Source organism: Citrobacter sp. RHBSTW-00524, assembly GCF_013747755.1.
Lineage (GTDB): Bacteria > Pseudomonadota > Gammaproteobacteria > Enterobacterales > Enterobacteriaceae > Citrobacter > Citrobacter braakii.
This window is the reverse complement of sequence record NZ_CP056421.1, coordinates 1569384-1590994: the sequence shown is the minus strand read 5'-3', so window position 1 is coordinate 1590994 and position 21611 is coordinate 1569384. Positions and strand designations below refer to the sequence as shown.

The window sequence follows — 21611 nt, the reverse complement described above, 5'->3', positions numbered from 1 at the left end:
GGCGTGCCCCCTCCGAATGGCGCAAAACATTTCGTGGTATGGCATGATAGCACCCGAAGAGAGTCAATTCAGGGTGGTAAATGTGAAACCAGTAACGCTATACGATGTCGCAGAGTATGCCGGTGTCTCTTATCAGACCGTTTCCCGCGTGGTGAACCAGGCCAGCCACGTCTCTGCGAAAACGCGGGAAAAGGTGGAAGCGGCGATGGCGCAGCTGAACTACATTCCCAACCGCGTGGCACAACAACTGGCGGGGAAACAGTCGTTGCTGATTGGCGTTGCCACCTCCAGTCTGGCCCTGCACGCGCCGTCGCAAATTGTCGCGGCGATTAAATCTCGCGCCGATCAACTGGGTGCCAGCGTGGTGGTGTCGATGGTAGAACGAAGCGGCGTCGAAGCCTGTAAAGCGGCGGTGCACAATCTTCTCGCGCAACGCGTCAGTGGGCTGATCATTAACTATCCGCTGGATGACCAGGATGCCATTGCTGTGGAAGCTGCCTGCGCTAATGTTCCGGCGTTATTTCTTGATGTCTCTGACCAGACTCCCATCAACAGTATTATTTTCTCCCATGAAGACGGTACGCGACTGGGCGTGGAGCATCTGGTCGCATTGGGTCACCAGCAAATCGCGCTGTTAGCGGGCCCATTAAGTTCTGTCTCGGCGCGTCTGCGTCTGGCGGGCTGGCATAAATATCTCACTCGCAATCAAATTCAGCCGATAGCGGAACGGGAAGGCGACTGGAGTGCCATGTCCGGTTTTCAACAAACCATGCAAATGCTAAATGAGGGCATCGTTCCCACTGCGATGCTGGTTTCCAACGATCAGATGGCGCTGGGCGCAATGCGCGCCATTACCGAGTCCGGGTTGCGCGTTGGTGCGGATATCTCGGTAGTGGGATACGACGATACCGAAGACAGCTCGTGTTATATCCCGCCGTTAACCACCATCAAACAGGATTTTCGCCTGCTGGGGCAAACCAGCGTGGACCGCTTGCTGCAACTCTCTCAGGGCCAGGCGGTGAAGGGCAATCAGCTTTTGCCCGTCTCTCTGGTGAAAAGAAAAACCACCCTGGCGCCCAAGACGCAAACCGCCTCTCCCCGCGCGTTGGCCGATTCATTAATGCAGCTGGCACGACAAGTTTCCCGACTGGAAAGCGAGCAGTGAGCGCAACGCAATTAATGTGAGTCAGCTCACTCATTAGGCACCCCAGGCTTTACACTTTATGCGTCCGACTCGTATGTTGTGTGAAATTGTTAGCGGATAACAATTTCACACAGGATACAGCTATGACTATGATTACGGATTCACTGGCCGTCGTATTACAACGTCGTGACTGGGAAAACCCTGGCGTTACCCAACTTAATCGCCTTGCAGCACATCCCCCTTTCGCCAGCTGGCGTAATAGCGAAGAGGCCCGCACCAATCTCCCTTCCCAACAGTTGCGCAGCCTGAATGGTGAGTGGCAATTTGTCTGGTTTCCGGCACCAGAAGCGGTTCCGGAAAGCTGGCTGGAGTGCGATCTTCCTGTCGCCGATACTGTCGTCGTCCCCTCAAACTGGCAGATGCACGGTTACGACGCGCCCATCTACACCAACGTGACCTATCCCATTACGGTCAATCCGCCATTTGTTCCCACGGAGAATCCGACTGGTTGTTACTCGCTCACATTTAATGTTGATGAAAGCTGGCTACAGGAAGGCCAGACGCGAATTATTTTTGATGGCGTTAACTCGGCGTTTCATCTGTGGTGCAACGGGCGCTGGGTCGGTTACGGCCAGGACAGCCGTTTGCCGTCTGAATTTGACCTGAGCACATTTTTACGCGCCGGAGAAAACCGCCTCGCGGTGATGGTGCTGCGCTGGAGTGACGGCAGTTATCTGGAAGATCAGGATATGTGGCGGATGAGCGGCATTTTCCGTGACGTCTCGTTGCTGCATAAACCGAGCACGCAAATCAGCGATTTCCATGTAGCCACTCACTTTAATGATGATTTCAGCCGCGCTGTACTGGAGGCAGACGTTCAGATGTACGGCGAGCTGCGCGATGAGCTGCGGGTGACGGTTTCTTTGTGGCAGGGTGAAACGCAGGTCGCCAGCGGCACCGCGCCTTTCGGCGGTGAAATTATCGATGAGCGTGGTGGTTATGCCGATCACGTCACCCTACGTCTGAACGTCGAAAACCCGAAACTGTGGAGCGCCGAAATCCCGAATCTCTATCGTGCGGTGGTTGAACTGCACACCGCCGACGGCACGCTGATTGAAGCAGAAGCCTGCGATGTCGGTTTCCGCGAGGTGCGGATTGAAAATGGTCTGCTGCTGCTGAACGGCAAGCCGTTGCTGATTCGCGGCGTTAACCGTCACGAGCATCATCCTCTGCATGGTCAGGTCATGGATGAGCAGACGATGGTGCAGGATATCCTGCTGATGAAGCAGAACAACTTTAACGCCGTGCGCTGTTCGCATTATCCGAACCATCCGCTGTGGTACACGCTGTGCGACCACTACGGCCTGTATGTGGTGGATGAAGCCAACATTGAAACCCACGGCATGGTGCCAATGAATCGTCTGACCGATGATCCGCGCTGGCTACCCGCGATGAGCGAACGCGTAACGCGAATGGTGCAGCGCGATCGTAATCACCCGAGTGTGATCATCTGGTCGCTGGGGAATGAATCAGGCCACGGCGCTAATCACGACGCACTCTATCGCTGGATCAAATCTGTCGATCCTTCCCGCCCGGTACAGTATGAAGGCGGCGGAGCCGACACCTTCGCAACCGATATTATTTGCCCGATGTACGCGCGCGTGGATGAAGACCAGCCCTTCCCGGCTGTGCCGAAATGGTCCATCAAAAAATGGCTTTCGTTGCCTGGAGAGACGCGCCCGCTGATCCTTTGCGAATACGCCCACGCGATGGGTAACAGTCTTGGCGGCTTCGCTAAATACTGGCAGGCGTTTCGTCAGTACCCCCGTTTACAGGGCGGCTTCGTCTGGGACTGGGTGGATCAGTCGCTGATTAAATATGATGAAAATGGCAATCCGTGGTCGGCTTACGGCGGTGATTTTGGCGATACGCCGAATGATCGCCAGTTCTGCATGAACGGTCTGGTCTTTGCCGACCGCACGCCGCATCCGGCGCTGACGGAAGCAAAACACCAGCAGCAGTTTTTCCAGTTCAGTTTATCCGGGCGAACCATCGAAGTGACCAGCGAATACCTGTTCCGTCATAGCGATAACGAGCTCCTGCACTGGATGGTGGCGCTGGATGGCAAGCCGCTGGCAAGCGGTGAAGTGCCTCTGGATGTCGCTCCACAAGGTAAACAGTTGATTGAACTGCCTGGACTACCGCAGCCGAAGAGCGCCGGACAACTCTGGCTAACGGTTCACGTAGTGCAACCGAACGCGACCACATGGTCAGCAGCCGGACACATCAGCGCCTGGCAGCAGTGGCGTCTGGCGGAAAACCTCAGCGTGACACTCCCCTCCGCGCCCCACGCCATCCCGCAACTGACCACCAGCGAAACGGATTTTTGCATCGAGCTGGATAATAAGCGTTGGCAATTTAACCGCCAGTCAGGCTTTCTTTCACAGATGTGGATTGGCGATAAAAAACAACTGCTGACGCCGCTGCGCGATCAGTTCACCCGCGCACCGCTGGATAACGACATTGGCGTAAGTGAAGCGACCCGCATTGACCCTAACGCCTGGGTCGAACGCTGGAAGGCGGCGGGCCATTACCAGGCCGAAGCAGCGTTGTTGCAGTGCACGGCAGATACGCTTGCCGACGCGGTGCTGATTACCACGGTCCACGCGTGGCAGCATCAGGGGAAAACCTTATTTATCAGCCGGAAAACCTACCGGATTGATGGAAGTGGTCAAATGGCGATTACCGTTGATGTTGAAGTGGCGAGCAATACGCCACATCCGGCGCGGATTGGCCTGACCTGCCAGCTGGCGCAGGTAGCAGAGCGGGTAAACTGGCTCGGATTAGGGCCGCAAGAAAACTATCCCGACCGCCTTACTGCGGCCTGTTTTGACCGCTGGGATCTGCCATTGTCAGACATGTATACCCCGTACGTCTTCCCGAGCGAAAACGGTCTGCGCTGCGGGACGCGCGAATTGAATTATGGCCCACACCAGTGGCGCGGCGACTTCCAGTTCAACATCAGCCGCTACAGTCAACAGCAACTGATGGAAACCAGCCATCGCCATCTGCTGCACGCGGAAGAAGGCACATGGCTGAATATCGACGGTTTCCATATGGGGATTGGTGGCGACGACTCCTGGAGCCCGTCAGTGTCGGCGGAATTCCAGCTTAGCGCCGGTAGCTACCATTACCAGTTGCTCTGGTGTCAAAAATAATAATAACCGGGCAGGCCATGTCTGCCCGTATTTTGCGTAAGGAAATCCATTATGTACTATTTAAAAAACACAAACTTTTGGATGTTCGGTTTATTCTTTTTCTTTTACTTTTTTATCATGGGAGCCTACTTCCCGTTTTTCCCGATTTGGCTACATGACATCAACCATATCAGCAAAAGTGATACGGGTATTATTTTTGCCGCTATTTCTCTGTTCTCGCTATTATTCCAACCGCTGTTTGGTCTGCTTTCTGACAAACTCGGGCTGCGCAAATACCTGCTGTGGATTATTACCGGCATGTTAGTGATGTTTGCGCCGTTCTTTATTTTTATCTTCGGGCCACTGTTACAATACAACATTTTAGTAGGATCGATTGTTGGTGGTATTTATCTAGGCTTTTGTTTTAACGCCGGTGCGCCAGCAGTAGAGGCATTTATCGAGAAAGTCAGCCGTCGCAGTAATTTCGAATTTGGTCGCGCGCGGATGTTTGGCTGTGTTGGCTGGGCGCTGTGTGCCTCGATTGTCGGCATCATGTTCACCATCAATAATCAGTTTGTTTTCTGGCTGGGTTCTGGCTGTGCACTCATCCTCGCCGTTTTACTCTTTTTCGCCAAAACGGATGCGCCCTCTTCTGCCACGGTTGCCAATGCGGTAGGTGCCAACCATTCGGCATTTAGCCTTAAGCTGGCGCTGGAACTGTTCAGACAGCCAAAACTGTGGTTTTTGTCACTGTATGTTATTGGCGTTTCCTGCACCTACGATGTTTTTGACCAACAGTTTGCTAATTTCTTTACTTCGTTCTTTGCTACCGGTGAACAGGGTACGCGGGTATTTGGCTACGTAACGACAATGGGCGAATTACTTAACGCCTCGATTATGTTTTTTGCGCCACTGATCATTAATCGCATCGGTGGGAAAAACGCCCTGCTGCTGGCTGGCACTATTATGTCAGTACGTATTATTGGCTCATCGTTCGCTACCTCAGCACTGGAAGTGGTTATTCTGAAAACGCTGCATATGTTTGAAGTACCGTTCCTGCTGGTGGGCTGCTTTAAATATATTACCAGCCAGTTTGAAGTGCGTTTTTCAGCGACGATTTATCTGGTCTGTTTCTGCTTCTTTAAGCAACTGGCGATGGTTTTTATGTCTATTCTGGCGGGCAATATGTATGAAAGCATCGGTTTCCAGGGCGCTTACCTGGTGCTGGGTCTGGTGGCGCTGGGCTTCACCTTAATTTCCGTGTTCACGCTTAGCGGCCCCGGCCCACTTTCCCTGCTGCGTCGCCAGGTGAATGAAGTCGCTTAAGAAATTAATGTCGGATACGGCGCGAGCGCCTTATCCGACCAACTTATCAGGACGGAATGTTAAAAATGAACATGTCGATGACAGAAAAAATAAAAGCAGGCAATCTATTTACCGATATGTGCGAAGGCTTACCTGAAAAAAGACTTCGTGGGAAAACATTAATGTATGAGTTCAATCACTCGCATCCATCAGAAGTTGAAAAAAGGGTAATGACTCCAACTTATTGATAGTGTTTTATGTTCAGATAATGCCCGATGACTTTGTCATGCAGCTCCACCGATTTTGAGAGCGACAGCGACTTCCGTCCCAGCCGTGCCAGGTGCTGCCTCAGATTCAGGTTATGCCGCTCAATTCGCTGCGTATATCGCTTGCTGATTACGTGCAGCTTTCCCTTCAGGCGGGATTCATACAGCGGCCAGCCATCCGTCATCCATATCACCACGTCAAAGGGTGACAGCAGGCTCATAAGACGCCCCAGCGTCGCCATAGTGCGTTCACCGAATACGTGCGCAAACCGTCTTCCGGAGCCTGTCATACGCGTAAAACAGCCAGCGCTGGCGCGATTTAGCCCCGACATAGCCCCACTGTTCGTCCATTTCCGCGCAGACGATGACGTCACTGCCCGGCTGTATGCGCGAGGTTACCGACTGCGGCCTGAGTTGTTTAAGTGACGTAAAATCGTGTTGAGGCCAACGCCCATAATGCGGGCGGTTGCCCGGCATCCAACACCATTCATGGCCATATCAATGATTTTCTGGTGCGTACCGGGTTGAGAAGCGGTGTAAGTGAACTGCAGTTGCCATGTTTTACGGCAGTGAGAGCAGAGATAGCGCTGATGTCCGGCAGTGCTTTTGCCGTTACGCACCACCCCGTCAGTAGCTGAACAGGAGGGACAGCTGATAGAAACAGAAGCCACTGGAGCACCTCAAAAACACCATCATACACTAAATCAGTAAGTTGGCAGCATCACCCATTTTTGTGCATTACTTCGCATGTATATTCCTCGTTAAAATACAGGCGGGGCTGAATAAAGGTGAGGCTCGCAATGCCCTTGCGCGAGCGGTCTTTATGCATCGGCTGGGGCTTTGTTGAATAAATCGAACTTTTGCTGAGTTGAAGGATCAGATCACGCATCTTCCCGACAACGCAGACCGTTCCGTGGCAAAGCAAAAGTTCAAAATCACCAACTGGCCCACCTACAATAAAGCCCTCATCAACCGTGGCTCCATAACTTTCTGGCTGGATGATGAAGCTATTCAGGCCTGGTATGAGTCAGCAACACCTTCTTCACGAGGCAGACCTCAGCGCTATTCTGACCTTGCCATCACGACTGTGCTGGTCATTAAACGCGTATTCAGGCTGACCCTGCGCGCTGCGCAGGGCTTTATTGATTCCATTTTTTCTCTGATGAACGTTCCGCTACGCTGCCCGGATTACAGCTGTGTCAGCAGGCGGGCAAAGTCGGTTAATGTCAGTTTCAAAACGCCCACCCGGGGTGAAATCGCACACCTGGTAATTGATTCCACCGGGCTGAAGGTCTTCGGTGAAGGCGAGTGGAAAGTCAAAAAGCATGGCCAGGAACGCCGCCGTATCTGGCGTAAGCTGCATCTCGCCGTTGACAGTAAAACACATGAAATCATCTGCGCTGACCTGTCGCTGAACAACGTTACGGACTCAGAGGCCTTCCCCGGGTTAATCCGGCAAACCCACCGGAAAATCAGGTCAGCCGCCGCCGATGGCGCTTACGATACCCGGCTATGTCACGATGAACTGCGGCGTAAGAAAATCAGCGCGCTTATCCCTCCCCGAAAAGGTGCGGGTTACTGGCCCGGTGAATATGCAGACCGTAACCGTGCAGTGGCTAATCAGCGAATGACCGGGAGTAATGCGCGGTGGAAATGGACAACAGATTACAACCGTCGCTCGATAGCGGAAACGGCGATGTACCGGGTAAAACAGCTGTTCGGGGGTTCACTGACGCTGCGTGACTACGATGGTCAGGTTGCGGAGGCTATGGCCCTGGTACGAGCGCTGAACAAAATGACGAAAGCAGGTATGCCTGAAAGCGTGCGTATTGCCTGAAAACACAACCCGCTACGGGGGAGACTTACCCGAAATCTGATTTATTCAATAAAGCCCATAATGCTCTGGCACCAGCTCCTGTGATGCATGGTTTAACGCGAGAGCTTCCAAGTGAAGTGGTCAACAAAAACTGGCCACCGCGTTAGAGTTTTTCCAGTATCGGTTTTCTGATTCGTTTGGCGGTAACCCACCATTATATTCGTGCGGTCTTAGTGCGCTGTAATATCCAACGATATAGTCCGTTATTGCGTGAGCTGCATCGCTGAAGCTTACATAGCCCGTCGCCGGCACCCATTCGTTCTTCAGACTCCTGAAGAAGCGCTCCATTGGGCTGTTATCCCAGCAGTTTCCACGCCGACTCATACTCTGCCTGATCCGGTATCGCCACAGTAACTGCCGGAACTGCCTGCTCGTATAATGGCTGCCTTGGACGCCCTTCTAAGAGTCAAGCTGTTATCGGGATACTGTTGATCCGCCTGTTTTGATTGCGCAGTAACGTGTAAACTTCGCGGGAGATATATCGCTTTAGACAGCGTATCGCTTCCATTTTTGTATGTCCTTCGGCTACACGCCTGGCGACATATTCCTTTGTTTTTGCGTCAGTTCGTAAGCGTCCGATGGCGATGATGTGAAGTGCACTATTTGCAGCACGATCTCCACCACGATTAAGTCGGTAACGGTTCGTTTTTCCAGAAGAAACGGGGACCGGGCTGACACCACACAGTGCCGCAAATCCTGATTCTGATCTTAACCGTTGAGGATTGTCTCCGGCAGTGATCAGCAACTGTGAAGCGCTTTCGTATCCGATAGCATTACGTTTAATCAGCTCAGGTGCCAACTCGTCGACAATTGCCGCAATCATGACATCCAGATCAGCGATTTCGTCATGTAACTCGAGATAGCGTCGGGCAAGGGACTTTAATGAAATGCGATAAACGTTGGTTACATTGCGGTATTCACTGGCATCAGGTCTCCAGGAACCCAGGGTCCTGATGAGCTGCATGCGCGTCATATTTCTGAGCTGTTCACGTAATTCATCCGGGGCAGAGATAATATTTGAATGGATAATCTGGAGAGCGACTCTGCGGGCTGATATTGCTGTTTTTCGGCAAGTTTTTAATACCCGCAGGGACTCAATCATGCCATCACGCGTTTTGGGAGTAACTGTCCTGATGCCTGAGAATGCTGCATGAGCGGCACATTCAGCATCAATTGTGTCACTTTTACCCCGTTTGCGTCGCTCCATCCGGTCTGGAGCAGTCACCTCAAGAACTTCTAACCCGGCGTTCTGAAAATAACGAAGCAAACCGGAACCATAGGTACCTGTGCACTCAACACCAATTCGCTTTAATGTCCCAAACGAGGTCATCCATGCCAGCATCTGCCGGTAACCTTGTCGTGTTGTGGAGAAATACTGAGTCCCAAGGACTTTATTGTTCTGATCTACGACAGCGGCAACGTGCAAATCTTTATGTGTATCCACGCCACCCACAACGGCAGCTTCGGTAACTTTATCAACCATGACAGAGCTCCTGTGAGGAAACAGAGTTGAATCTCCAGACAGATAACCCGGACAGGACAGTAACGAGACAAGCCGTCAGGCCCTTCTTGAGTCACGCGCATCGGTGAGGAGATGCCTCGCATGAAGGCGCTTCCGGCAACCGACGGGTCCAGGGCAGGACACAAAAGGTCGATCGCTGTGTGAGTCAGGATGCGGGAAGGTCTTCACTGCATCAGTAATCACACCAATCTGGTTAAACGGCAAACTAAGTGGTGGTAAAGACTGACATCGGCATTATTACTATCGCTGTGGAACATCACCCCGACGGGCTTACCACGGGTTTCCCATGCCATTTCCAGTGCTTTCATGGTGAGCCTGCTGTCCGGCGAGAACGACATGGCCCAGCCCACTGGTTTTCTTGCGAACAGGTCGAGAACAACGGCGAGGTACGCCCAGCGCTTACCCGTCCAGAGTAGAGTAAGAGGCAGGGCGTAGTCGGACTATTTCCCTGCCTCTCCTCCCCGAACCGGACGTGCACCTTTCAGCGCATCCGGCTCTCCATTTAAATGCTGGCGAACGCCATTGCCACTTCTGTAAAGCGCGATGTATACGTGTTTCTGGTCTCCGTCCTCAGATAGGGATTACCTTCGGGTAGCCGCCAGCGGAACAGCTTCTTGCCTTGCCCCACCAACCGGTACAGTATTTCGCCGCTGAGCTTGCCGTGATTGGTTTTACCAAATAAAACCCACGTTTTGCTCTGACCCGGTTTCGGTGATTTACACCACCACCTCATCAGGGAAGCGATACCTGTACGGTATTTGCGGGCCAGCCAGTGAGCCAGCTTCCAGAACACGACACGGTCGATATAACTGAAGACTTTGGCCTTAAAATCAACGAACTGATAGAACATGGCCCAGCCTTTCAGTTTTCGGTTGAGTTGTTCAGCCATATCGACTTTGCTTTCACTGTAGTTGCCTGATAACAGTGCTGTCAGCGATGCGGCGAAGTTTCTGGCTTTCTCCTGCGGGATCGTTGAGACCACTCGCATCTCGCCATAACGACTGCGTTTGCGAATGATCCTGTGCCCCAGAAAGATAAAGCCGTCATTAACATGGGTGATTTTAGTCTTATCCATGTTCAGCCTGAGTTTCAGACTGCCTTCGAGCACACCCCGACACTCCTCCCTGATGGCTTCCGCCTGTGCTTTGGTGCCTTTGACGATGAGGACAAAATCATCGGCATAGCGGCAGTACGCCACCGCGGGTTTCCACTGCCAGTTTTCTCTGACCGCCGTACTTCGGCCCCGTTGGATACTGTTATTCCAGTACCACCGATCTTTTCTGGCTTTCCCGCTCAGGTAGCGCTCATGCAGGTATTGATCGAACTCATTCAGCATGATGTTCGATAATAGCGGCGATATAACACCGCCCTGTGGCACACCTTCACTGGCCGCCCGAAAGAGACCGACATCGATATGTCCCGCCTTGATGGTTTTCCACAGCAGAGTCATGAAACGTGCGTCACTGATCCTGCGGCGTACAGCCTTCATCAGCAGTCGATGATGTACGGTGTCGAAGTAACTGGACAGGTCGCCTTCAATCACCCAGCGTCCCCGGGTTTCACCGCAGTCTGTGAGCTGTAATTTCACCGTGCGGATCGCGTGGTGGACACTGCGCTCAGGCCGGAAGCCATATGAGAGCGTATGAAAATCACTCTCCCATATCGGCTCCATCGCCATCAGCATGGCCCGCTGAACAATACGATCCCGCAACGCGGGGATACCCAGTGGTCGCAGTTTGCCGTTGCTTTTAGGGATGTAAACCCGTCTGGCGGGCAAGGGCTGGTAGTGGCCTGAGAGTAATTCATCCCTGAGGATTTGCAGCTCAACAGCCAGTCTGGCCTGTAGCATTGTTTTGTTCACGCCATCAACGCCGGGGGTATGCGCCCCCTTTGATGAAAGCGTGATCCGCGCCGCTTCAGCCAGCCATTCTGGTTGTGTTATCAGACGCAGCAGCCGTTGAATCCGTAGGGACGGATCGGTGGCTGCCCATGTGGCAAGCTTGCGTTGCATTTCGCTGATTATCAAAGGTCTTCACCTCGTTAGGTCAGTTAATTCACGTCGCAAACACATTCAAACTGCTTCCCTTCGCCATGTAATGGGCTTTCCCCATCGCGGACTACTACGGAAGCTCCGCCAGCCAGCGCGTCATCGGAGCCATGCCCCCTTAACATCCGTCGCTGACCTTCCCCGGTTTACCTGCCTGGACTCAGGCATACTGAGGAGGCTGCCCGTCGCACTCTTTATCCTTGCTTGCCGCAAGTTGGCAGAAGTCAGCAACGCAAGCGTGATAGACGCTGCTGCCCCGGTGTTTCGCATACATGTCAAAACACCTTCGACCGGCAGTGCTTACGTATCACTGCCAGTTCCTCCTGCACGGCCTGTCAGATCACGTAGGCCGTGGTGACGTTTTCAACCCACAGAGGCGGATTAACGGGTTCATGTTCTTCAGCCTTTCAGTACTTAACCTTGAGGATCATCTCGGCTTAGTGATCTCGCCTCAATCCCCGTTGTCAGCGGGTTACATCACCCTGCGGGCATGCCGCAGGTCACTGCCGCTCAGGTTCTCCACCGTCACACCCGGTGGGATTGTTGGGTTTCTCATCGTGAGTTACCGGTTCAATATTCCAGACAGACTCGCGGTTCATTTAAGCATCCATGCCCGCCCTGAACTCCGGGCACACTATAGGTCACATCACCGCACCACACCTGATTTGGTTCCGTTACGGCGAACTGTCGCTCAAGATGATTCGGGATAGCAACGTGCTCATGACCGCCACGCTTATACCGGTGAGTCGGCTGCTGGCAACTGACCAGCCCCAGCTCTTTCATGAGTCTGCCAGCAAGCCAGCACCCCATCTGGTAGCCTCTCTGGGTTGCCATTGTGGCGATGCTTCTTGCTCCGGCAGAGCCGTGGCTGATGCCATGCAGTTCAAGTACCTGACTGCGTAATACAGCCCGTCTGCCGTCTGGCTTTTCAGGACGGTTTTTCCAGTATTTGTAGCTGCTGCGATGAACCCCGAACACATGGCAGAGAGTGGCCACAGGATAACGCGCCCTGAGTTTCCCGATTATCGAGAACTGTTCAGGGAGTCTGACATCAAGAGCGCGGTTGTAGATTCAATTGGTCAACGCAACAGTCATGTGAAAACATGTAGTTGCGGAGGATTGTTGAATGAGACGAACATTTACAGCAAAGGAAAAAACATCTGTTTTTGAACTGTGGAAGAACGGAAAAGGCTTCAGTGAGATAGCTAATATCCTGGGTTCGAAACCAGGGACCATCTTCACGATGTTAAGAGATACTGGCGGCATAAAACCCAATGAGCGCAAGCGAGCTGTTGCTCACCTGACGCTGTCTGAGCGCGAGGAAATACGAGCCGGTCTGTCAGCTAAAATGAGCATTCGAGCCATCGCTACAATGCTGAATCGTAGCCCTTCAACAATCTCACGTGAAGTTCAGCGTAATCGTGGTAGGCGCTATTACAAAGCCGTTGATGCGAATAACCGGGCCAACAGGATGGCTAAAAGACCAAAACCGTGCTTACTGGATCAGAATATGCCGTTGCGAGAGCTTGTTCTGGAAAAGCTTGAGATGAAGTGGTCCCCAGAGCAAATATCAGGATGGTTAAGGCGAACGAAGCCGCGTCAAAAAACACTACGAATATCACCTGAGACAATTTATAAGACGCTTTACTTTCGTAGTCGTGAAGCGCTACACCACCTGAACGTACAGCACCTGCGCCGATCGCACAGCCTCCGTCATGGCAGGCGCCATACTCGCAAAGGTGAAAGAGGCACTATCAACATAGTGAACGGAACGCCAATCCACGAACGTTCCCGGCATATCGATAACAGACGCTCTCTGGGACACTGGGAAGGCGATTTAGTCTCGGGTACAAAAAACTCCCATATAGCCACACTTGTAGACCGAAAATCACGTTATACGATCATCCTGAGACTCAGGGGCAAAGACGCTTTATCAGTGAATCAGGCTCTTACAGATAAATTCCTGAGCTTACCACCTGAACTCCGGCGATCACTGACATGGGACAGAGGAATGGAGCTGGCCAGACATCTGGAATTTACTGGCAGCACAGGAGTTAAAGTTTACTTCTGCGATCCTCAGAGCCCCTGGCAGCGGGGAACAAACGAAAACACTAATGGGCTAATCCGACAGTACTTTCCCAAAAAGACATGCCTTGCCCAATATACTCAATATGAGCTGGATCAGGTTGCAGCTCAGCTAAACAACAGACCGAGAAAGACACTGAAGTTCAAAACACCTAAAGAGATAATTGAAAGGGGTGTTGCGTTGACAGATTGAATCTACAGTAGCCTTTTTTAATATTTCATTTTCCATTTCAATACGTTGTAGCTTTTTCCTGAGCTCACGGATTTCAATTTGTTCCGGGGTAATGGGGGAGGCTTTTGGTGTTTTGCCCTGCCGTTCATCACGTAATTGTTTCACCCATCGCGTCATTGTGGAAAGGCCGACATCCATAGCGCTGGCTGCATCTGCCACGGTGTAGTTCTGGTCAACGACCAGTTGAGCGGATTCGCGTTTAAACTCTGCGCTGAAATTTCTTTTTTTCATTATGACACCTGTGTTGTTCTGAGGTGAGCATATCACCTCTGTTCAGGTGGCCAAATTCAGTAAACCACTTCAAAAAGCCTATCTGGCTTCTCCACTATCTTTTGCTTCAGACCATCATTAGTCATGAGTCTTCTATACCTAAGTCGCGCTTTATCCGTGTTTCAATGAATGCCCATATTGGGTTAGCCAAGAGACCATCTTCATCCCCTAGTGCTGATTGCGCATTTACTACGCACTAACATAATCAAATTTATTAGGTTGTATCCTACCAGATAATTCGTAAGCGTTCAGCGAGAACCGTATTGACAGGATGACCCGGAGATTACCCCACGGGCAGAGTGATGCGCCACGGCAGTAACTCACCCACGCGGTTTACCGGCCAGTCGGCTATCACCGACAGCACGTGACGAAGATAACGCTCAGGATCGATGCCATTCAGCCTGCAGCTCCCGATTAACCCGTACAGCTGCGCACCACGATCGCCACCGTGGTCCGAGCCGAAGAACAGGTAATTCTTCCGCCCCAGACTCACTGTCCGTAGCGCGTTTTCCGCGATGTTGTTGTCAGCTTCTGCCCAGCCATCGCTCGCGTAGTATTTCAGCGCACCCCACTGATTGAGCGCATACGCGAAGGCCTTCGCCAGCTCCGAGTGCCGTGAGAGGGTTTTCTGTTTCTAACGCAGCCAGCCCTCCAGCGCGATCAGCAGCGGCACCGTTTTTTCCTGCCGGACAGCGAGCCGTTCCGCCGCGCTTTTACCCCGGATGCCCGCTTCGACTCCGTACAGCGTCACCGATGCGGCGTAGTGCTTCGGTTGTCAGCTCTGACGGCGTCCGCACGTGCACGTCGTGGATTTTGCGCCGCGCGTGCGCCCAGCACGCCGATTCCTTTATCTGGTCTTCGCGGTACAGCTCGTTGAACTCGGCGTAAGCGTCCGCCTGCAGCACAACGATGAAGCCGGCCAGGTGCGTCTGAGGATGGATGCCTTTTCGGTCCGACGAGTACGCGAACTACACCGCCGGGGCCATCACCGAGCCCGCGTTGCGGTCGTCGCGCACGTAGATCCACAGGCGACCGGTTTTGGTTTTGCCGTTGCCCGGCAGCAGAATCAGTACGGGGGTATCATCGGCATGAAGCTTGCCGTCTGTCAGCACGTAGCGCGAGAGCGCTTCATCCAGCGGCGACAGCAGCTGGCAGCACGCGTCAACCCAGCCCGACAGCAGCGAGCGGCTGAGCGTGTCCGTATATCTCCGACTGCCGGTTCAGCGGCGTGTGCTCCGCGTACTTCTACGTCAGCGCCGCGCCAGCAGCCCCGGACCGGCGATGCCGCGCTCGATGGGCCGCAACGGTGCGGGTGCCTGCACGATGCGGTCGCACTTATTACAGGCGTGTTTTCCCCGAACGGTGTGGATACCCCGGAACGCGCTGCGCATCAGCTCCAGCTGCTCTGCCGCGTCTTAGCCCAGGTACGACAGCGCGCCGCCACCTTTTCAGAGCGGCTGCCGAAGTTCATACGCCGCAGCTTATCCAGTTGCGCCTGCAGGTAGTCAACTTCGCGCTCGCGTAAGGCAAGCTTTGCTTCAAGAGCGAGTATCTGCGTTTGTTGTTCGGCCAGGCGCTGTTTAAGCAGGGCGATGTCGTCGGGAAGAGATTCGTTCATAGCGGGTATGCTACCAGGTTGCCCGCGAGGTAATCAGGATTACAGCAGGGTAAGTGGCGACAGCAGGCGCTTTGGCTGCCGCCAGTCGATGCCTTCCAGCAACATGGCGAGCCGGGCGGGTGTGAGGAACACTTTGCCGTCGTGGGCCGACGGCTAGGCGAAGCGACCGCGCTCCAGCCTTTTGGTGAGCAGGCACAGGCCGTCACCGGTGGACCAGAGCAGTTTGACCTGACTGCCGTTACGACCGCGGAAGATAAAGACGTGACCGGACATCGGGTCATCTTTGAGTGCAGTCTGGATTTTTGCGCCCAGGCCATTGAAGCCGTTGCGCATGTCGGTGATACCGGCAACCAGCCAGATTTTTGTGCCAGTGGGCAACGGGTTTATCACGAACGACCTCCGCGCATCATAGCCTGCAGCATGGCGCTGAGCTGTTCCGGTGAAGGGTTGTGGAGTGATATTTCACCACCCGGGAGGAGGATAACGCAGTCTGCACTGATGCCAAGCTTCGGTTCGGGAGCAGGTAAAGGATGGACTATCTGAACCGGCACCAGCGCGGACAGTGCTGGCGTTTTAGCTTTTCGCCCGCGGGGTTTGGCCACACGCCCCTTGTAATAGCCCCGGACAGTCTCATGAAAGCCAGTTTGCACAACGGCTTATGGACGGTATTGGCGTTCAGCGCCAGAACGGCAGCATGAAACGCCGTGGTCATGCGGTACTGGCCGACAAAGCGTACTCCGAGCGCGCATTACGCAATGAGCTAAAAAATGGCGGAATATAAGCTGTAATTCACCGAAAATCAAACGAGAAAATGGCATCGGATGGACGTGCTCAGCTTGATCGTGATGCGTACCGCAATCGAAATGTCGTTGAACGATGCTTTGGGCGGCTGAAAGAATACCGCCGCATCGCAACGCGCTACGACAAAACGGCGAGGAATTATCTGGCGATGGTGAAACTGGGCTGCATCCGACTTTTTTACAAAAGGTTATGCAATTAAGGGGCACAGCCTACATCACCGTGAGTAAGCCGGTATTGCTCATAAGATATCTGATTGGAGTAACGAGCGGCTGTCAGGATGTGCACTGGTAATAGCTACCAGCGTTTAATTAGGCAGACCCATACCGGAGTCAATAGCCGATTTAGGTCACAGCACTCAATCTGTAATGTTTCCAGCACTACATTAGTCAGCCTTGTAACAAGCAGCAGGTAACACCTGTCGCAACTTACTGCGGTGGTATAGCTGATGCCTTCCATTCAACATGCAATCAATGTTCAGCAATCTGCAGCAAGATGTTGTTTGATATAGCTGTCCATATATCGGTTACGCTGACTTTAAATATATCTTTAATTTTTATTTATTTGGTTTGATTGGCTGGGTTTTTAATTAATGTTTGAATTTATATTCCAATCTTGATCTGTTTGTAAGATTTAAATACTAGTAAATGCTGCGTGGGTAGCAACCTGAATCTTACCATTTTTACTTTAATGGCAGGTCTCATTTGATCATTTTGCATGATCAACTTAGGCGGTTTTATCGGAGCATCTTACAAAGACTACACCATCAATCGTTTCCTCCCCTCTAGTTCGCAACTGAAGTGAATTGTCAAGACAATTTCTAGAGCGATCTTTTGCCTGCACTTTGTGGCCCTATACAGCCAGTATCTTGCGAAAGGGCGGCACATCAGGAGAACAGTGTGGAAAGAAGTGAAAACAATGACATGCAACTTGTAGATATGAAGTGGATCGCAGCAACGCTGAAAGTCACTGATAAATGGATTTATAAGCAAATTCAGGACGGAAAATTTATGAAGCCAATAAAACTTGGCAGAAGTTCTCGTTGGAGGCTAAGTGACATACACGAATGGTTGGAAAACCGCGTGAAGTGAACATGGACGGTATGTAATGGCAATATGTTGCAGAAAAGGGTGCAAAGAGAATATAGCATCTATTAGCTATGAATATGGTGTCAGGCTTTGTTATATCCACTTTAATAGACGGAAGGAATTGAGCCGAAAAAGGAATGTAAAGAAAGACATTCGCTGTAAAGTTTGTGGTGCTAATTTCTCTGAAACGAGAAATAATAAATTTTGCTCAAATAAATGCAAAGGGATTGGTATGAGAACCCTTAAGGATTCTGATAAAACTGAAATCCATAATCACTCGTACTGGCTTAACACAGAGGGGTTTATTAAAAACAATCCATTGCAATTGAATTCAATTAACGGTCTTGAGGATATCGCCAACATCATTTCACTATACCGAATTAAATCCCGATTACAGATTCCATGTAGCCATTTTTTGAAAAAGAAAATACGAGGCAACTGCAAAAAAAATGAACACAAACTAACTCCATTTATTAAGCTGGATTTAAGTCATAAGTATCCAAATTCAAAAGGAGGGATGAATGTACCAGAGAACATTATGATTGCACCTTCATTTATAAACAAAATGAATAAAGATAAAATCCCTGAAAATGATGCTTTTGAGATGTTTAATGGTCATTCTCTAAGTAAGAAAAGGAAGGATATGCCGCATAGTCTCATCAATTCTATCGTTAAAAATTATTCAGACGATGAAGTTAATGCATTGTTTTGTAAAATTGGCAAGCTGCCAAGAATAAAAAATGGACAAAGCAGATATTTAAATGCTGACGCAGTTTTCAACCAGGTTTTTATTTTTGATCTATTGAATGCGGAACTGATTCGCTTAAAAGAAAAAACCATCCTTTATTGTCTGAAATACATATGTAAGCTTTTTCGAAACAAAATAATTAAGTTTAAAGGTAAGCGTGTCACTTTTATTACCTGCTACTTTGATATGATTGCACTTGCTTTCTTTCATGCTTATTTGCGAGGCGATCCTGAACGCTTTTTATCCAGAATTAAGAGGTTCGTGTGGGTAATGGAAAATGGGAAGAAAACAATGTTAAGGGTACGTGCGCTTTTTTCTTCACTATCTCTGTTTAGGCGGTATTGTAAAAAACACCTGTCAATATCTGTTAGCGATCCTGCGTCTGCTAAAGAGAGTATATTAGACATTTATGCGAAGTTTTTTGCGGTTAAACCCTCCTACATTTCCGATGAGGGCTATCCGAGGTGGATTCGCAAATGCTAGTGAGGTGTGAATTCATTATTATCAAGTTCATCGCTAAGTATATCCATGAAATAATCGATCGCGTTCTTGATATTACGCAACTCAGTGCCTGAGGAATTAAGTGAGTTGTTTATTTCAGTGTTTTTTAAGATTACGCCTTTAGCTGCGCTCAATATTAAAGCATCGATGATAACGAATGTGTCAAGTGTGAGCAATTTCCTTTTTATTGTTTCAAAACTCAGCCAATTATCTATATCATTTTGCACTTGTTTTGGATATGACTGCCTTTCGAGTTTGATGAGGCCTGCAATTTGGCTGGAGAGAATATAATCAGAGTAACGAAGATCAATTGTAATCCATAAATTAGATAAAGAGGCCATTTCAGTTGAGTAAGGATAATTATCTGGAATGATTTGGCTGGTCAGATGATTGATTTTATTAAAAACAGAGCTTAACTCAGGATTGGCGCTTCGGGCATTAGGGTAATCATTAGGAGTGAAGGGGAAGCATGCATGGCATGCTTCAAGAAAACGCATGTGCTCCTTTATACTGGGATGTGCATTTCTGGATTCATTAAAAATCCTTTCAAAGGTAAGTTTTTGCACAGCCTGTCTGGGGTTTTGTTTCCAGATAATTAAATCCACATTGTCTTGCTTTAAAATATCAAGGTTTTCGATGCGTGTTGACAACGTTTTTAACTTTTCCTTATTTGAATCGTTTTGCATGAATTTGTTTCGCAGAGTTCTCTTTTGGCTGTCAGAAAGCTTTTTATTATCAAACTCCATGCTGTTTATTTCCATGCGTTTGATTGCTCTTTCACAGTTAAAGAATAACTCTCTGCAGTAGAATGCATTCATTAACTCTTCTTTTTTATAGGTTGATATACGCCTGGAGTATAGTGCTTTGTTCTTTTTAATGAATTCCAGAACTTCTTTTTTTGCTTTTTCTTGATTGTGACTTTTCATTTTTTTATTCACGATTTAAATTTTCTTTAAATATATATCACCAGATTGACAGAGGCAAGCGATGCTTTCTTAATCAATTGATAAGGTGACATAATGAAATGCAATAAAGAATTAAATCAGCTGTATTCGCCACTTAGTCTGCTGCCCAGCAATGTTGCAGAGGAAGTCACTAAACGTCTGCACGACATTATTCATTACCAGCCCATCATCGGCATAATGGGAAAGACTGGTGCTGGGAAGTCGAGTTTGTGTAACGCACTGTTTCGCAGCACGGTCTCGGCCGTCAGTCATACCACTGCGTGTACCCGTGAGCCACAGCGTTTTACGCTGCAGGCAGGTGAACGCCAGGTGACGCTGATTGATCTGCCCGGGGTGGGCGAAAGCCCGGAGCGGGATGAAGAGTATCAGGCACTGTATCAACGTATCTGGCCGGAGCTGGACCTGGTGCTCTGGCTGATTAAAGCCGATGACCGGGCACTGACCCCCGACTGTGATTTTTACTTTCGGATGCTGTCACCAGGCAGTGCTGGGAGGGATAAGGTGCTGTTTGTCCTGACCCAAGCCGATAAAATCGAGCCTTCCCGTGAATGGAGCGGCTTTCTTAATCAACCTTCAGAGCAACAGTTAAAACACCTGAAGGAAAAGCAGCGCGCGGTGTGCTCGTTATTCAACCACCCGGCACTCCCGGTGATCACCGTATCAGCAGCCACTGGCTGGCATCTGCCTGAGCTGGTGGAGGTGCTGTTTCGCTCACTGCCTGCCCGCGCCAGCAGTGCCGTCAGTTCGGTCATCAGACCACAATACCGCACGCAAAAAATTGAGGCGCAGGCGCAACAGGATTTTGGCGATACGGTCAGCGACGTGATGACACACACCCTGTCGGAGCTGTCCCTTCCCTCCGCAGTGAATGCGGTGGTCAGTACCGTGATTAGTGCGGTGGTCTCTGTTGCCCGCAGTGTCTGGCGGTTTTTCTTCTGACGGCTGAAATGCCGTTATCCCGTGAGCAAATGCACCACTATGTGTGCACCTTGCATTCGCTCTCCGTTTGCCGGACACACCCTGTCCATTTTAGGTGTGGTGTATCCGGTTAAAAAACAGACTGAATACAGTCAGTGCCGCAGCCCGTACGGTACTGACGGGTGATAAAAATATTTTTCGCCCTGTCCATACCCTGACCCTCCCCCTGTTTACAGTAATCACATCTTTTTCAATACGTTCATCACGATGGAGAACATGCCATGTCACAGACTGAGCACCGCAATGACCGACTGGCGGTCAGACTGTCTCTCATTATCAGTCGTCTGCTGGCAGGCGAAACACTGAGCGTGAAGACACTGGCAGTCGAGTTTGGTGTCTCGGTACGCACCCTGCGCCGCGATTTTCGTGAGCGGCTGATATATCTGAACCTTGAGTACCGTCATGGGCACTGCCGATTGTTGTCAGATCCCGGTATGGCACAGCGTGCCCCGGGAACCCTGTGCTTTATGCGCAATGTTGGGCTTCAGCAGGTGTTTCCAGAAACGGACCTTCGCTTGGTAAACACGCTAACGGACAGTGAGGATATCTCACCCTGTCTGGTCTGGCAGGAGGACGCCGAAAGCGCCCCCGTCCGCCCCGGTCTCTTTTCCCGACTGGTCGATACCATCATTCAGCAGCAGTGCATCCGGGAACTGGCTGACGGTGTGCGGGCTGAACACCTGGCACCGTACCGGCTTATTTACCTTGAGGGAGCGTTGTATCTGGTCGGTGAGCAGCACGGAAGGATCGTTGTTCTGCCGCTGTCCGGGATCACCGCCATCACCGTCCTGAGTGAGGGCTTCGAGCGTCGTGATACGGTATGTCAACTCACCCGTCAGGTGGCCTTCATCCGGGCGCTGCCTCATTTCCCGGTCATGCACGACGTGATGGCTGCATCCCATTCTGCGCCGCCTTTAACAGAGGAGAAGAGCCCTGCTGCAACTAACACGACGGGGTGACCATCAGGCCAT

General features: G+C 51.0%; 14 protein-coding genes and 9 pseudogenes. 11 read left to right on the top strand and 12 right to left on the bottom strand.

Going from position 1 to position 21611, the window contains the following annotated elements; translation table 11 throughout:
- Positions 1-82 precede the first annotated feature (82 nt).
- From lacI to HV229_RS07575, 4 genes and pseudogenes are all read left to right on the top strand, one after another.
- Complete coding sequence (gene lacI, locus HV229_RS07590; RefSeq protein ID WP_069729011.1) at positions 83-1165, top strand: DNA-binding transcriptional repressor LacI; 1083 nt, start codon at positions 83-85, stop codon at positions 1163-1165.
- Positions 1166-1287: 122 nt separating this feature from the next.
- Positions 1288-4362: a beta-galactosidase gene (lacZ, locus tag HV229_RS07585; RefSeq protein WP_040119782.1), complete on the top strand. Its 3075-nt coding sequence runs from the start codon at positions 1288-1290 to the stop codon at positions 4360-4362.
- 51 nt (positions 4363-4413) lie between these two features.
- Positions 4414-5667: a lactose permease gene (lacY, locus tag HV229_RS07580; protein WP_015572119.1), complete on the top strand. Its 1254-nt coding sequence runs from the start codon at positions 4414-4416 to the stop codon at positions 5665-5667.
- 65 nt (positions 5668-5732) lie between these two features.
- Positions 5733-5873 (top strand): annotated as a pseudogene (locus HV229_RS07575) (maltose acetyltransferase domain-containing protein); the annotation flags it as partial.
- A gap of 14 nt (positions 5874-5887) precedes the next feature.
- Here HV229_RS07575 and HV229_RS26445 read toward each other — a convergent pair.
- Together HV229_RS26445 and HV229_RS26440 are read right to left on the bottom strand one after the other, a co-directional pair.
- A pseudogene (locus HV229_RS26445) lies at positions 5888-6263 on the bottom strand (IS1 family transposase).
- 44 nt (positions 6264-6307) lie between these two features.
- Complete coding sequence (locus HV229_RS26440; protein WP_001775621.1) at positions 6308-6583, bottom strand: IS1-like element transposase; 276 nt, start codon at positions 6581-6583, stop codon at positions 6308-6310.
- 242 nt (positions 6584-6825) lie between these two features.
- On the opposite strand from HV229_RS26440, the gene HV229_RS07565 reads away from it, so the two are divergent.
- On the top strand, positions 6826-7749 hold the full coding sequence (locus HV229_RS07565) for an IS5-like element IS903B family transposase (protein WP_001118619.1): 924 nt from the start codon (positions 6826-6828) through the stop codon (positions 7747-7749).
- A gap of 120 nt (positions 7750-7869) precedes the next feature.
- On the opposite strand, the pseudogene HV229_RS07560 reads toward HV229_RS07565, so the two are convergent.
- From HV229_RS07560 to HV229_RS07540, 5 genes and pseudogenes are all read right to left on the bottom strand, one after another.
- Positions 7870-8178, bottom strand: a pseudogene (locus HV229_RS07560) (integrase core domain-containing protein); the annotation flags it as partial.
- 16 nt (positions 8179-8194) lie between these two features.
- Positions 8195-9271: an IS110 family transposase gene (locus HV229_RS07555; RefSeq protein WP_000227969.1), complete on the bottom strand. Its 1077-nt coding sequence runs from the start codon at positions 9269-9271 to the stop codon at positions 8195-8197.
- 281 nt (positions 9272-9552) lie between these two features.
- Positions 9553-9732: pseudogene (locus HV229_RS07550) on the bottom strand (DDE-type integrase/transposase/recombinase); the annotation flags it as partial.
- Positions 9733-9812: 80 nt separating this feature from the next.
- Positions 9813-11321, bottom strand: a complete 1509-nt coding sequence (gene ltrA / locus HV229_RS07545) for a group II intron reverse transcriptase/maturase (RefSeq protein ID WP_001189111.1) — start codon at positions 11319-11321, stop codon at positions 9813-9815.
- A 672-nt stretch (positions 11322-11993) separates the two neighbouring features.
- Positions 11994-12419, bottom strand: a pseudogene (locus tag HV229_RS07540) (IS3 family transposase); the annotation flags it as partial.
- Between the two features lie 64 nt (positions 12420-12483).
- On the opposite strand from HV229_RS07540, the gene HV229_RS07535 reads away from it, so the two are divergent.
- Complete coding sequence (locus HV229_RS07535; RefSeq protein ID WP_001254955.1) at positions 12484-13635, top strand: IS30-like element IS30H family transposase; 1152 nt, start codon at positions 12484-12486, stop codon at positions 13633-13635.
- Positions 13636-13647: 12 nt separating this feature from the next.
- On the opposite strand, the pseudogene HV229_RS07530 reads toward HV229_RS07535, so the two are convergent.
- The 4 genes and pseudogenes from HV229_RS07530 to HV229_RS07515 all read right to left on the bottom strand — a co-directional run.
- Positions 13648-13905: pseudogene (locus tag HV229_RS07530) on the bottom strand (transposase); the annotation flags it as partial.
- A 322-nt stretch (positions 13906-14227) separates the two neighbouring features.
- A pseudogene (locus HV229_RS26435) lies at positions 14228-15562 on the bottom strand (IS66 family transposase).
- A 39-nt stretch (positions 15563-15601) separates the two neighbouring features.
- Positions 15602-15949, bottom strand: a pseudogene (tnpB, locus tag HV229_RS07520) (IS66 family insertion sequence element accessory protein TnpB).
- Positions 15949-16164 carry a hypothetical protein gene (locus HV229_RS07515; RefSeq protein ID WP_123923598.1) on the bottom strand — a complete coding sequence of 72 codons (216 nt, stop codon included), beginning with the start codon at positions 16162-16164 and terminating at the stop codon, positions 15949-15951. Before HV229_RS07515 ends, tnpB begins: the two are co-directional and overlap by 1 nt.
- 14 nt (positions 16165-16178) lie before the next feature.
- Here HV229_RS07515 and HV229_RS07510 point away from each other — a divergent pair.
- From HV229_RS07510 to HV229_RS07500, 3 genes and pseudogenes are all read left to right on the top strand, one after another.
- Positions 16179-16562: pseudogene (locus HV229_RS07510) on the top strand (IS5 family transposase); the annotation flags it as partial.
- Between the two features lie 697 nt (positions 16563-17259).
- Positions 17260-17451 (top strand): helix-turn-helix domain-containing protein, encoded by a 192-nt coding sequence (locus HV229_RS07505; RefSeq protein ID WP_013098166.1) that lies wholly within the window; start codon positions 17260-17262, stop codon positions 17449-17451.
- A gap of 229 nt (positions 17452-17680) precedes the next feature.
- On the top strand, positions 17681-18679 hold the full coding sequence (locus HV229_RS07500; protein ID WP_233618488.1) for a hypothetical protein: 999 nt from the start codon (positions 17681-17683) through the stop codon (positions 18677-18679).
- On the opposite strand, the gene HV229_RS07495 is transcribed toward HV229_RS07500, so the two are convergent.
- The gene (locus tag HV229_RS07495; RefSeq protein ID WP_029039537.1) at positions 18676-19635 is read right to left on the bottom strand and encodes a hypothetical protein; all 960 of its coding nucleotides are present in this window, start codon (positions 19633-19635) and stop codon (positions 18676-18678) included. The two genes, HV229_RS07500 and HV229_RS07495, sit on opposite strands and share 4 nt — an antisense overlap.
- Positions 19636-19716: 81 nt before the next feature.
- Here HV229_RS07495 and HV229_RS07490 point away from each other — a divergent pair, with 81 nt between their 5' ends.
- Complete coding sequence (locus tag HV229_RS07490; protein WP_007869717.1) at positions 19717-20601, top strand: GTPase; 885 nt, start codon at positions 19717-19719, stop codon at positions 20599-20601.
- A 260-nt stretch (positions 20602-20861) separates the two neighbouring features.
- Positions 20862-21599, top strand: coding sequence for a WYL domain-containing protein (locus HV229_RS07485; RefSeq protein ID WP_069729802.1), 738 nt, complete (start codon positions 20862-20864; stop codon positions 21597-21599).
- The last annotated feature ends 12 nt before the right edge of the window (positions 21600-21611 follow it).

What these genes read in the sequence shown, in the direction of transcription:
- lacZ (WP_040119782.1), top strand. Translation starts at nt 1,288, where the DNA reads ATGACTATGATTACGGATTCACTGGCCGTCGTATTACAACGTCGTGAC.
- HV229_RS07490 (WP_007869717.1), top strand. Translation starts at nt 19,717, where the DNA reads ATGAAATGCAATAAAGAATTAAATCAGCTGTATTCGCCACTTAGTCTG.
- HV229_RS07535 (WP_001254955.1), top strand. Translation starts at nt 12,484, where the DNA reads ATGAGACGAACATTTACAGCAAAGGAAAAAACATCTGTTTTTGAACTG.
- HV229_RS07555 (WP_000227969.1), bottom strand. Translation starts at nt 9,271, where the DNA reads ATGGTTGATAAAGTTACCGAAGCTGCCGTTGTGGGTGGCGTGGATACA.
- ltrA (WP_001189111.1), bottom strand. Translation starts at nt 11,321, where the DNA reads ATGCAACGCAAGCTTGCCACATGGGCAGCCACCGATCCGTCCCTACGG.
- HV229_RS07500 (WP_233618488.1), top strand. Translation starts at nt 17,681, where the DNA reads ATGAGAACCCTTAAGGATTCTGATAAAACTGAAATCCATAATCACTCG.
- lacY (WP_015572119.1), top strand. Translation starts at nt 4,414, where the DNA reads ATGTACTATTTAAAAAACACAAACTTTTGGATGTTCGGTTTATTCTTT.
- HV229_RS07485 (WP_069729802.1), top strand. Translation starts at nt 20,862, where the DNA reads ATGTCACAGACTGAGCACCGCAATGACCGACTGGCGGTCAGACTGTCT.